The sequence below is a fragment of the Vreelandella lutescens genome (assembly GCF_014640815.1).
In the GTDB taxonomy this organism is placed as follows: Bacteria; Pseudomonadota; Gammaproteobacteria; order Pseudomonadales; family Halomonadaceae; genus Vreelandella; species Vreelandella lutescens.
Map to the genome: position 1 here is coordinate 1 of NZ_BMHM01000009.1, position 12,338 is coordinate 12,338.

Consider the following 12,338-nt stretch of genomic DNA (forward strand, 5'->3'; position numbering starts at 1 on the left):
CCAGGCGGCTACTCGCCGCCTTCGCGGGTGCCTCATTTGCTCGTCCCTCGCAAGATTCGTTACGCCGCGCTACGGGTTCATACGCCGCTTGATGTGGGCACCTTGTAGCGCGGTGTAAGCGGAGCGCACCCGCGAAGCACTCCGCTAGGAGTGCCGAAGGCGGCGCTGAGGTGTGATGTTTCACGGTGGCCTAATCCAGGCGGCTAATCGCCGCCTTCGCGGGTGCCTCTTTCGCTCGTTGCTCTCGCTCATTCGTTACGCCGCGCTACGGGTTCATACACCGCTTGATGTGGGCACCTTGTAGCGCGGCGTAAGCGATAGCGCACCCGCGAAGCACTCCGCTAGGAGTGCCGACTGTGGCACTGAGATGTGATTATGCTCAATGGCCTCATCCAGGCGGCTACTCGCCGCCTTCGCGGGTGCCTCATTTGCTCGTCCCTCGCAAGATTCGTTACGCCGCGCACCCGCGAAGCACCGCGCCAGCGGTGCCGAAGGCGGCGCTGAAGTGTGATCATACTCAACGTTATGGGATTTCTTGTGCTCTTCCGTTACGCCGTGCGGCGGGGTGGAAAGCGTTACCAAGCGTTCATGGAGGGGTTGAGTGCGCTACACCATAGACGCTGCACAACCCGAAGGCCTAGAATACAGCCCCACATTAGCTGTTAATCTGGAATTTCTGTGACTGCAACAACGCCTACGCCTGCAATGACATCAACGTTACCCGCGCTTGAACAGCCTTACCTGGACCTGATGCGTACCGTGCTGGAGCAAGGCGTTGACCGCAGCGACCGCACGGGCACGGGCACCCGTTCGGTGTTTGGCCACCAAATGCGCTTTGACTTGTCACGTGGCTTCCCGCTCCTGACGACGAAAAAGCTGCACCTGCGCTCAATCATCCACGAACTGCTGTGGTTCCTAAAAGGAGATACCAATATTGGGTATCTCAAAGAGAACGGCGTACGCATCTGGGACGAATGGGCCGATGAAAACGGTAACCTGGGCCCTGTATATGGCTACCAGTGGCGTAGCTGGCCGAGTCCTAACGGCGGCAGCGTTGATCAAATTGCTAATGTGCTTGAGCAAATTCGCAGGAACCCGCAGTCACGTCGTTTGATTGTATCGGCCTGGAATCCCGGCCAAGTAGATGAAATGAAGTTGCCGCCGTGCCACTGCTTGTTCCAGTTTTACGTGGCCGATGGGCGTCTCTCATGCCAGCTTTATCAGCGCAGTGCAGATATTTTCCTCGGCGTGCCGTTTAATATTGCAAGCTACGCGCTGCTGCTGAGCATGGTGGCCCAGGTCACTGGCCTAAAGCCCGGTGAGTTTGTGCACACCCTAGGTGACGCGCATCTCTACAGCAATCACCTTGAGCAAGCCCAAGAGCAGCTAGCCCGCACGCCTATGGCACCGCCTACGCTGGCACTCAACCCACACGTAACCAGCTTGTTTGACTTCACCTTTGACGATATTCAGATTGAAGGGTACGAGTCGCATCCACACATCAAAGCAAAGGTGGCCGTATGAGTCAGCCAGCCAACACCTATGAATCGCTCGTGCCGGTTGCCATGATTGTCGCTATGGCCAAAAATCGCGTGATTGGCGTAGAGGGCCAGCTACCCTGGTACCTGCCCGAAGATTTAAAGTTTTTTAAACGCATGACCCAGGCAAAGCCGCTGGTGATGGGCCGCAAAACCTACGATTCCATCGGAAAGCCTTTACCTAATCGACTCAATATTGTGGTTACCCGAGACACCCGCTTCACCGCAGAAGGCACACGCGTATGTCACGAGTTGCCAGCGGCCCTGGAACTGGCCGACCAGCACGCCACCATCGAAGCCGCAGAAGAAATCATGGTAATGGGAGGCGGTGAGATTTATCGTCAAGCCCTACCGTTTGCTCAGCGGCTCTACATTACGGAAGTAGATATAGAAGTAGAAGGCGACGCTCACTTCCCGGAATTCTCCATGGAGGAGTGGCAGGAAGTTCAGCGCGTACCCGGCCAGCCAGCGGAAGGGCAGCCGAACTACGACTTCGTTGTTTACGAGCGCTATAACGACTGATTAGGTCAAAGGAGGGGGTTATGGCCGCCAGCGTACTGCACCTACTAGAAACCTTAGAAACACGGCTAGAGCAAAAAAATGCCGAACTCACTGCATTGCGCGCGGAAAACCAGCGGCTGAAACAACAATTAGCCGCGATAGCGGCAGAGTCTTCAGCGCCACCAGTTGAGCCGCCGCCTATTGAGGAGAGCGCAACACTCGCTCAGGAAGAGACACTGCAAGAGCCGTTAATGACAGAGCCAGCAGTGACAGAGCCAGAGTTGCCCGTGTTGAATGAGCCCGTTGCCGTCGAGGCAGCGGAAGCGCCCCCTTCACCGCAAGCGCTGTTAAAGCAGTGGTATCAACGCTACCCAGAAGCCTTCTTTAAAGGGCACACCAAGCCACTGAAGGTCGGTATTCATCAGGATCTGGCCGAGCGTGAACCTTGGTCAGGCAAATTAATTAGGCGCGCGCTGGCAAATTACGTCAATTTGCCCCGCTACGTGAAGTCGATGCGTGAAGGGGCCGAGCGCGTTGATTTAGACGGCCAGCCAGCGGGGAAAGTCGATAAAGAAGCTGCTCAACATGCCAGCGAAAGGCGTAAAGATCAGCCCGATGCCAATAAAACAGAGCGTGTTAAAACGCCACTTAAAAGGCCGACTGATAAAAGCCTAGAAGCCCCTGCAAAAGCACCTCAGCCGCCTCGGCATTATCCTGAAAAAACCGTGGTGGCGGAAAAAAGCGAGCAGAGAAAACCGCTTAGCCTTGAAGAGAAGCTAAAAGGATTGCAGCAGAAGTTCGAAGGCCACTGAGACCGAGAACGTTGGTAAGGGTTCCAAAAAAAATCGCAAATCGTAAAAAAACACTGTTTTTTTCTATTGCGTTCCCTGGAATCCCAGTATAGAGTTTGACCTGCGAGCATTGGACTATAACAAGGCTTTGTTGAGGACATGTCGCATACCACCGGGAAAAACCGGCGGATGAGAAAAAGAGCATGGCCCGCAAGCCACTTACTGGCTTCATTTGAAGGCCAGTAATAACGATCGAAACAGTAAGCTAGTTAAGGAACCTACATCATGAAAAAGACACTTTTAGCGACTGCTATTGTTGGTGCCCTGGGCGCCTCCGCTGCCGCTCAAGCAGCTACCGTATATGACCAAGACGGCACCAAACTGGACGTCTATGGCCGTATCGCTATGGGTATCGCCGGTGGCGGCCCCGAGTACAACAGCGATGGCGAAGCTGTAGACAACAGCGAAGAGTTCGTTGATGTTTACTCTCGTCTTGGCCTGCGCATGAGCCAAGAAGTTACTTCTGACCTGACTGCTTTCGGTCGTCTGGAATGGCGTTTCACTGGTGACGAGCGCACCGGTCCGAGCGGCAACGGTCAGTCTGGCTTCAACGAAGTTCGTCAGAGCTACCTGGGTCTGCAAAGCAAGCAGTACGGTACGTTCCAGGCTGGTAACTTCGACAGCTTCTACAACCAGTTCGTATCTCTGCCGTTCGACGTATACATCGACCGTGGCCTAGAGTTCGCTGGTCACCCGAAACAGTCTCGCGGCGACTCTATCGGTTACTACACGCCTGACCTGCAAGGTTTCACTGCATTCCTGCAGCTGAAGCACTACAGCGAGCGTGGCGAGCTTGAGCCGGTTCGTGGCGAAGGCAACGTAATCGCACCGCAAGGTGGTGTTCGTTACCAGCAAGGTCCGTTCACTGTAGGTCTGGGCTTCGTTGAAGACGTAGTTCGTGGCGGCGGTAACGGCGAAATGCTGGGCGGCCTGATCGGTTCTTACGCTGTAAACGACCAGTTCTCTGTACGTCTGGGCTACGAAGGTCGCGAGCAGAGCGATACTCTGGGCGGCGGCTTTGACAAAGTAGGTCTGGGTGGTACTTACACCACTGGTCCTTGGGCGTTCACTGCTGACATCTACGACGTAAGCAACGACAGCAGCGCTGACTCTGACCGCACTGCATGGGCGCTGGGTTCTTACTACAAAGTGTCTAGCAACTTCGACGTATTCGTCGAGCTGAACCAAGCTGACCAGCAGTCCATCAACGTCACTCTTGACGGTCTGGACTCTGAAGTCAACGCTGACGGCGACGACATTTACTACCTGACAGGCGCTCGTTACCACTTCTAAGCCTTGGTCAAACCAAGCTTAAAGTTGTAACCCCTGCAGTAGATAATGAACCGGCCCTAACTAGGGCCGGTTTTTTGCGACTATTAATTTTGTAACGATAGATTTTGTAACGATAGATTTTTTAGCTATAAAAAGTGCGGTAGCTCCTCGTGGTGTTCATGTTGAGATAGCTTCTCACTAAATGAATTAATTGTTATAGTATAACATTGCTTTTAAGCTTGTTAAGCAAAGTAAGCAATTAAAAAGTAACGATTAACCGCTAGGGGCACCGATGAACCGGTCTATTCAAGTCGCAGTTGTAGCAACAACAGTCGTAATGGCTAGCACAAACGCTAGTGCAGCAACCCTTTATGAGCAGGATGGAGCGCAGCTAGATGTCTATGGGCGCATTGCTATGGGGATTGCTGGAGGAGGGCCGAAGGTTAATACGGCAGGCCAGCAGGTTAACAACAGCGCAGAGTTTGTAGACGTTTACTCCAGGCTTGGCTTTCGGGTGAGTCAGCAAGTGAGCGACGATGTCAGCGCCTTCGGGCGTTTAGAGTGGCGCTTTACGGGCGATGAGCGTAATACCGCGCAGGGCTTCAACGAGATTCGGCAAAGTTATCTTGGTCTTAAAAGCGAGCGCTACGGAACGCTTCAGGCGGGTAACTTTGATAGCCTCTACTATCAATTTGTCTCCGCTCCTTTTGACGTTTACCTAGATCGAGGTCTGCAGTTTAGTTCTACAGGGCTTCAATCGCGTGGCGACTCAGTGGGCTATTACACTCCAGAGTTAAATGGCTTCACCACGTTTGTGCAGGTAAAGCATTACAGCGAGCGAGGGCTCATCGGCGCTGAGCAGCAAAATGAGGGCAACGTGGTGGCTGCCCAGGGGGGGATCCACTACCAGCATGGCCCGCTGAGCGTAGGTGTTGGTGCTGTTGAAGATGTGGTGCGAGGCGGTGGCAACGGTGAAATGCTATACGGCGTGATGGGTAGCTATCAAGTTACGGATAGCGTGAGCGCGCGGCTGGGTACCGAATGGCAGGGGCAGAATGACCAATATGGTGGTGGCTATGAAACGGTGGGGGTTGGTGCAACCTATGTCACTGGGTCATGGGCATTCACTGCCGATTACTACCGAATCAACCGAGATAATCAAGGCGGCAGCGACGCCTGGGCAGCAGGAAGCTACTACAAGCTCTCCAGTGCCTTTAACGTATTTGTGGAGCTGGCAGAGAACGATGCGCCAGGGATTACTCACAACGGCGGCTTGAAAGACGCCTACTGGCTAACGGGCGCGCGCTACCACTTCTAACCGGATGTGAAGCCCTCGTTACCAAAAAAAACAGCAGGTAACGGGGGCTCATGATGAACATCGGTAGTCATAAAAAGCATACAAGAAAGTAGCAAGGTTTATGAATTCTCGCCTCACGCGGTGCATAGAAGCAGTTATACAGGTATGATTATACCTTAGGCTAAGCAGCTCAATTGAACGCCGTTTAAGTAAATAGTCACGTTAAAACGAATATCTTATGGTGTGATTGATTATAATTCTCATTATAAGAGTTGAATATCCTCATTAAGTCAATGATTTGACTGCTTCTAAGAGTCACGGATGATTAACAGAGTTTTGAAAAGCCAGCTTTTAACGACGCTGGGTGCCCGAGGCTTAGCGGCTGGAGGCACGTTTTTACTTTCTTATGTACTGGCAACCTTCGTCAGCATTCAGGCGTTTGGTGCCTTCATGCTATGCCTATCGCTAATGATTGGCATGCAGGTATTTGCAAGTCTCGGCACTGATCGAGCCACTCTAAAATATATGGGGGTCGCTACCTCTAATAATAATCGTCGAGAAGTGGCGTGGATATACAAGCACGCTATGCTCGTCAATCTCATCATGGGCAGTGTGCTCGGTTTGGTCCTTTGGCTAGCGGCCCCGGTACTAGCAAACGCCTTGCTCTCCTCAACAGACCGAGCCATAGAAAGCCTACGCGTTACAGCGCTACTCTCCCCCGTATATAGCATGATTTACTTATGCAACTTTTTGATGAAAGGGTGGGGCAGGGCGAATATCTCTTGCCTATTTGAAATTGGTTGCATCTCCATTGTGCTCAGCCTAGTGGTGCTGGTATCGACAGTGATGGGCATGGCACTGAGTGCCTTGAATCTAGTTACCTCTCTAGGCGCTATCTTACTGATTTACTTAATCATCGCTTTGTGGGTGGTGTTTAGATTTTACCGACGTAGCCCGCTAGTGATAAAGCCAGAAGTGAGCTTCACAAAAGGGTTTTATCGGCACCTGCCTGACTTTCTGCTCGTGGGCATTATTTTTTACTATACCCAGTGGGGAGTAGCGCTTGTGCTGGGTGTCTTTCACAGTGAGAGCGATGTGGCTCTGTTCAGCCTGGGGTTGCGCCTAGCCATGATCATTGGCTTCATTCTGACTGTCTACGACAGCATTTTAGGGCCTCGTTTCTCCAGGCTGCAGCACGAAGGTAATCATGACGGCCTGAAGCAGTTAGCCCAAAAAAGTGCTTTTCAAATGAGCTGCTTTGCGTTGCTGCCTACCATCGTTTTTATGATCTGGCCAAGCTCTGTGTTAGCCCTTTTCGGAAGTGACTACAGCGGTGCCGTTGGTGTAGTGAGAATTCTAGTGATAGGGCAATGGGTGAATGTGATGACCGGCTCGGTCATATTGCTGCTTTTAATGGCCGACCAACAGCAGGCAGCCCGAAATATACTAATCTGGTCAGTAATAGTGGGCGGCATAGCATCGATGTTACTCATCCCACGATACAGTGCTGAAGGGGCAGCGTATGCGCTGCTGCTTTGTCTATTGGTGCAAAACGGCGTGGCGGTATACGTGGTGAAAAAGAAATTCGGTTTCATGATGACCGACTGGCGATACGTGGTGTCGCGCAAAAACCGTAGCGAATCAACACTAAAGTGAGCGCGAATGATTAAGCTTGAAAAGGAATTTCTCCTTAAAGAGGGCATGGACTACAGCTTTATTAACCCCTTTTCATTAGGAGTTGTTGCACAGGAACTAAGCGAGCAGGAGTGCGATCGCATCCATTTTTATGCAGATGGGATTGCGGTAGTTCTCTATGTGAGGCTGTTCAAGCAGAAAAAAATTATCCGCACGAGCTTTGACGACACCTCCATAGCACCCGTGGTATTCACGCATGCGCAGGCTAATGGGCTAACGGTGTCGTTAATTGGCGGCACGGAGGAGAATATTCATCAGGCAGCTCAGCTGCTGCAGCAAAAATACCCTAGCCTAACATTGGTGTACACGCGGTCGGGGTATTTTGTTGACGATGAAGAGCGTACCCAGAGTCTTCAGCGCGCGGCCAGCTGCGACATCGTGGTGGTGGGAATGGGCGCGGGTAAGCAAGAGCGGCTGTTGTTGGATCTACGAAAAATAGGCTGGCAAGGTACCGGATTTACTTGCGGTGGGTACCTAGACCAGTTTGTGCATGCCAAGGGCCAAGATTATTACCCCGCCTGGGTCGATAAGCTCAATCTTCGTTGGCTTTATCGTATGGCCAAAGAGCCGCGTCGCCTACTAAAACGCTACTTAAAAGATTACCCCTATTTTCTGATTAAATACGGCAACAAAATCGAGTAAGTTATGATTCCTAAAAAAATACATTTTTGCTGGTTTGGCGGAAACCCCATGACGACGCTCTACAAAGAGTGTATGGCGACGTGGCGGGAAAAAATGCCTGAGTTTGAAGTCATAGAGTGGAACGAAGCCACGATTGATCATAGCAACCCATTTATTAAGTATTGCCTTGATAATAAAAAGTGGGCGTTTCTCTCTGACTACGTACGTATGGCGGCTTTGTATGAACAGGGTGGCGTCTACCTTGACGTGGATATGGAAGTCGTCCGCTCCCTTGAACCGCTTCTGGACAGCCAGTGCTTCCTGGGGTACGAGGATGAGGGGCGGCTCAATACGGCGGTGATCGGCGGCGTGGCAGGGCATCACTTTTTTAAAAATGCCATGGCGTTAATTGAAGCACGTCATGAACAGAAAAAGCCGTTTTTGATAGCGCCGGAAGTCGCAAACGCGTGTGTCGAGCAAGATGCTAGCGACATTGACCTTAAGCCCTGGCACTTTTTTTATCCCTATAACCCCTATGCGAAGGCTCATAACCGAAAGCAGCTGATGTACTGCTATATTCAAAGCGATACTTATCTCATTCACCACTGGGGCAAGGGGTGGAAGATGGGGATAGGCGAAAAAATTCGTAGAAAATTTTTTAAATAATAGTCGGCGAATAGCAAGACCATCACGTCTTAAGGCAGATAAGGCACTTGGGGGCAAGGAATGCAACGTCGTTACTCGTTTGGAAATGACATTATCCAATACCGTAAAAGAGGGCAGTCATTAGTTGCCATGCTAATGATGTTGCTGATAGTTGGGCTCGGTGTGGGCGGAGTGCTTTCACCCTGGGACTACAATGTATTGCCAGCAGTGCCTATGATGGAACTGATGGTGCTGCTTCTATCGGTACTGGTGTTTCCGCCTAAAAGCCGGTTGTCGTGGTTATTTATGCTGCTGGCGGGTGCTTATCTGGGCGTGACATTTATGATTGCTGTTATTATGAATGACGCTCATATACTTGACTATGTTCAAGCCTATAAAGCGTTTTTCTATGTTGCGCTGTTATGCTCATTTGTTGGCGAAACGCTGTTTAAGAAAGAGCAGGTTGCTAAATTCTTCTATGTGTTATTGCTGCTTTTCCTCGCTAAGTACTCTTATTCGCGTCTACTTGGATTAGACTCATGGGTCAGTCAAAGGCCGGGGATTTTTACAGAAAATAATTTTGAATTAGTGTTTTTAATCTTACTGCTGTATCTCGTGCTTCCTGTCATTCGGTGGCGCTTCTTGTCGTTTTCAGCCGTCATGCTAATTATTCTTCTCTCTGGCTCACGCAGTGCATTTCTGTGCTTTGCAGTCGTTTACTTCTTTAGTGTTTTCCGGCTGGGAAAAGGGTTTATAAAGCAGTGGCTGCTGCTCTTTCCCCTTTTGCTAGTGCTTGCATATGGCATTGTTTCCGACCGTATGGATATTTCCCTCGGTGGGGGCAGTGGTCCGGCGGTACAAGCGCCTAGCATGCCAGCATTGGAGGAGGGGCGAGGCTCCGCTACGACGCCAGAAACAGGAGAAGTTGTAGAGCAAGAACCTTTAACGTTCCGCTCATTCCTAGAGCGTGGAGCCTCTATCGATAGGGTGCGTTTCTTGCTTTACTTTTTGAATGAGACAGAAGATTGGCAGTGGTGGAATGTCATGCTTGGCACCCAGCCACTGACTCCGCTGTCGGTGCAAACCTGTGACGACCTTTCCTATTGGAGCGACCTGCATAGCTTTTCAGGTGATGGGAGCTGCTATTCCGTCATTCTGCACTCCTACATCATTCGCGTCTTATATGACCATGGTGTTGCAGGGCTTCTGTTTCTCGTTGTGTTTACCGTTTATGCGCTCAGAAAGAGCGGATATAGCTGGGCAGACACACTCTGTGTTCTAGGGGTATTGCTGGCGTCTTCTCTCTCTGTATCAGCCTTTAACAGCGTTTTTGCCGTGCTCTCAATGATCTTCTTCCTCTCTCATGAGCGAGGGCCAAGTAGCGCCGCCCTCCGAGAGGAGAGAGAGCGTACAGTGCAGCACGCGTGAAGTGCCAGTGCCGCCATATAACTAGATAGTAAAGAGACCTAGCGATGCCATCACACAGTAAATTAAAGGGCGTTCAGAAAAGAGGCGTCATTTTTTCAGAGCGCTATCCGCCAAAAATTATTTTTCCTGCGCTCGATATTCTTATCGTTATTTTTTCAGGGTTGCTCGCCTACCTGATCCGTTTTGACACGGTGCACCTGCACGAGCGCTATGTACTAGCGCTGGTATGCATGGCGCTCCTAGTGGTGGTGGCTAACAGTTCGACGGGTAGTTACAGGCGCTGGCGTATTTCTTCCACGTTTAGCATCCTTTCTAAGCTCATGCTTGTGTGGGTGGTGATCGGTATCATTGTCACTTCTATTATTTACTTTGCGCACGCCTCTGATCGCTACTCCCGGTTATGGGTGGGGCTAACGTTATTATTCTCATTTTTACTGGCTTCCAGTGCACGAGCGCTAGTGCAGTATGGGCTACGGCGTATACGTATCAGAGGCGGCGCACGGCGGCCCGTTTTTCTGGTTGGCCCTTCCGGAAATGTACTTCATGTAGCCCGGGGAATGCGCTCTGCCTCTTGGGAAGGGCACTCAATAGCGGGGGTTGAACGTTTAAATGGCACGCCATCCCAAGAGCAGCTGGAACGCATTGCTCAGCGCATTAGTAGCTCAGGAGCCGCAGAGGTATGGATTTGCGTTCCACTCGAAATGGGGGAAACCGTACACAGCCTCTTTTACACACTGCGTAACCATACCGAAGAGATACGCCTGATTCCTGATTTCAAGGACATGCGGCTGCTCAATCACCGCACGAGCGAAGTCGCGGGGCATCTTGCGATTGACCTCAGTGTGACCCCGATTAACGGCATGTCGCGGCTGGTCAAGCGGGCTGAAGATATAGTGCTTGGCAGCATCATTTCATTGATGATTTTACCCGTGTGCTTTGCCATCGCAGTGGTCATTAAAGTAACGTCTCCCGGTCCTGTATTGTTCAAGCAGTATCGGGCAGGGTCGAATGGGAAAGTGTTTAAAGTTTATAAATTTCGCTCAATGAAAGTGCATCAAGAAAAAAGTGGAACCGTAACGCAGGCCACCAAAAACGATAATCGCCTAACCCCCGTTGGTGCTTTTTTGCGGCGCACCTCTCTGGATGAATTGCCGCAATTCTTTAATGTGCTGCAAGGGCGAATGTCCATCGTGGGGCCGCGCCCGCACGCGTTGGCGCATAACGAATACTACAAAGAGCTGGTGGAGTCCTATATGCGTAGGCACAAAGTGAAGCCTGGCATCACCGGTTGGGCACAGGTAAATGGCCTACGGGGCGAAACTGAAGCGCTCGAAAAAATGCAGCGAAGAGTCGAATACGATCTTTGGTACATTGATAACTGGTCCGTGTGGCTGGATTTAAAGATCATTTTCATGACTGTGTTCAAAGGCTTTAAAAATGCTAATGCCTACTAGCAGGAGTGCATCATGATCTTAGTGACAGGCGGAACGGGTTATATTGGCTCTCACGTGGTGGTTGAACTGCTTCAAGCAGGTCACCGCGTGGCTATCTTAGACGACTTATCGAATAGCGAAGTGTCAGTCGTTGAGCGAATTGAGCAAATTACACACCAGCGGGTAGCGTTTTATCATGGCGATGTGCGTGACGTAGAGCTACTGGCGACCATTTTTCAAACCCACGCAATAGAAGCGGTGATTCACTGTGCAGGCCTTAAAGCGGTTGGTGAGAGCGTGGTTAACCCACTCGCCTACTATGATGCCAATGTATACGGTGCCATAGCCCTTTGCCGCGCCATGGCCAGCGCTAATGTTAAACGGCTCATTTTTAGCTCCTCTGCAACGGTATATGGCGTAGAGGCAACCCCGCCGTACTGCGAAACCATGGGGCGAGGCAGCTGCACCAGCCCTTATGGTTCGTCCAAAGCAATGGTTGAGAAACTGCTCGAAGATTTAGGCAGTAGTGACCCTGAATGGTCGGTCACTATTCTGCGCTATTTCAATCCTATTGGTGCTCACCCTAGCGGTATGATTGGCGAGTCTCCCCAGGGAATACCCAACAACTTGATGCCTTATATCAGTCAGGTAGCGGCAGGTGTGTTACCTGAATTACTCGTTTATGGCAGCGACTACCCCACGCCTGATGGCACCTGCGTTCGTGATTACCTGCATGTGGTGGATCTCGCCAAAGGCCACCAAATGGCACTTAAATCGCTGCTGCAACCAGGCATAAAACACTACAATTTAGGCACAGGGCAGGGCGTTTCCGTCAAGCAAATGATAGAAGCCTTTACCCAAGCGACCCAAGTGCCGGTGCCGTACCGTTTTGCACCGCGCAGAAGCGGTGATATTGCGGCCTTTTGGGCCAGCGCGGAAAAGGCTCGGCGTGAACTCGGCTGGCAAGCCAATAAACACCTGCATGAAATGATGGTAGATACCTGGCGGTGGCAGCAATACATCGCCCAACGTTAGGCTGCCCGCGCTGCGAACTCTT

The 12,338-nt window shown here is 51.2% G+C and carries 11 protein-coding genes; all 11 read left to right on the forward strand.

Annotation, left to right across the window (positions count from 1 at the left end; all coding sequences use genetic code 11):
• The first annotated feature begins 705 nt into the window (after positions 1-705).
• The 11 genes from IEW65_RS16530 (at position 706) to galE (ending at position 12,316) form a co-directional block, all read left to right on the forward strand.
• The gene (locus tag IEW65_RS16530; protein ID WP_188640601.1) at positions 706-1,524 is read left to right on the forward strand and encodes a thymidylate synthase; all 819 of its coding nucleotides are present in this window, start codon (positions 706-708) and stop codon (positions 1,522-1,524) included.
• Positions 1,521-2,060, forward strand: a complete 540-nt coding sequence (locus IEW65_RS16535) for a dihydrofolate reductase (protein WP_188640558.1) — start codon at positions 1,521-1,523, stop codon at positions 2,058-2,060. The genes IEW65_RS16530 and IEW65_RS16535 overlap by 4 nt, the downstream gene beginning before the upstream one ends.
• A gap of 20 nt (positions 2,061-2,080) precedes the next feature.
• Positions 2,081-2,851, forward strand: coding sequence for a ProQ/FINO family protein (locus IEW65_RS16540; RefSeq protein ID WP_188640559.1), 771 nt, complete (start codon positions 2,081-2,083; stop codon positions 2,849-2,851).
• 264 nt (positions 2,852-3,115) lie between these two features.
• A complete protein-coding gene (locus tag IEW65_RS16545) occupies positions 3,116-4,183 on the forward strand; it encodes a porin (protein WP_188640560.1) in 1,068 nt (355 codons plus the stop codon).
• Between the two features lie 283 nt (positions 4,184-4,466).
• The gene (locus tag IEW65_RS16550) at positions 4,467-5,480 is read left to right on the forward strand and encodes a porin (RefSeq protein WP_188640602.1); all 1,014 of its coding nucleotides are present in this window, start codon (positions 4,467-4,469) and stop codon (positions 5,478-5,480) included.
• A gap of 300 nt (positions 5,481-5,780) precedes the next feature.
• The gene (locus tag IEW65_RS16555; protein WP_188640561.1) at positions 5,781-7,115 is read left to right on the forward strand and encodes an oligosaccharide flippase family protein; all 1,335 of its coding nucleotides are present in this window, start codon (positions 5,781-5,783) and stop codon (positions 7,113-7,115) included.
• Positions 7,116-7,121: 6 nt separating this feature from the next.
• Positions 7,122-7,796, forward strand: a complete 675-nt coding sequence (locus IEW65_RS16560; RefSeq protein ID WP_188640562.1) for a WecB/TagA/CpsF family glycosyltransferase — start codon at positions 7,122-7,124, stop codon at positions 7,794-7,796.
• A 3-nt stretch (positions 7,797-7,799) separates the two neighbouring features.
• A complete protein-coding gene (locus IEW65_RS16565; protein WP_188640563.1) occupies positions 7,800-8,441 on the forward strand; it encodes a glycosyltransferase family 32 protein in 642 nt (213 codons plus the stop codon).
• A gap of 60 nt (positions 8,442-8,501) precedes the next feature.
• Positions 8,502-9,848 (forward strand): hypothetical protein, encoded by a 1,347-nt coding sequence (locus IEW65_RS16570; protein ID WP_188640564.1) that lies wholly within the window; start codon positions 8,502-8,504, stop codon positions 9,846-9,848.
• Between the two features lie 44 nt (positions 9,849-9,892).
• The gene (locus IEW65_RS16575; protein ID WP_188640565.1) at positions 9,893-11,302 is read left to right on the forward strand and encodes an undecaprenyl-phosphate glucose phosphotransferase; all 1,410 of its coding nucleotides are present in this window, start codon (positions 9,893-9,895) and stop codon (positions 11,300-11,302) included.
• A 12-nt stretch (positions 11,303-11,314) separates the two neighbouring features.
• On the forward strand, positions 11,315-12,316 hold the full coding sequence (gene galE / locus IEW65_RS16580) for a UDP-glucose 4-epimerase GalE (RefSeq protein WP_479694276.1): 1,002 nt from the start codon (positions 11,315-11,317) through the stop codon (positions 12,314-12,316).
• The last annotated feature ends 22 nt before the right edge of the window (positions 12,317-12,338 follow it).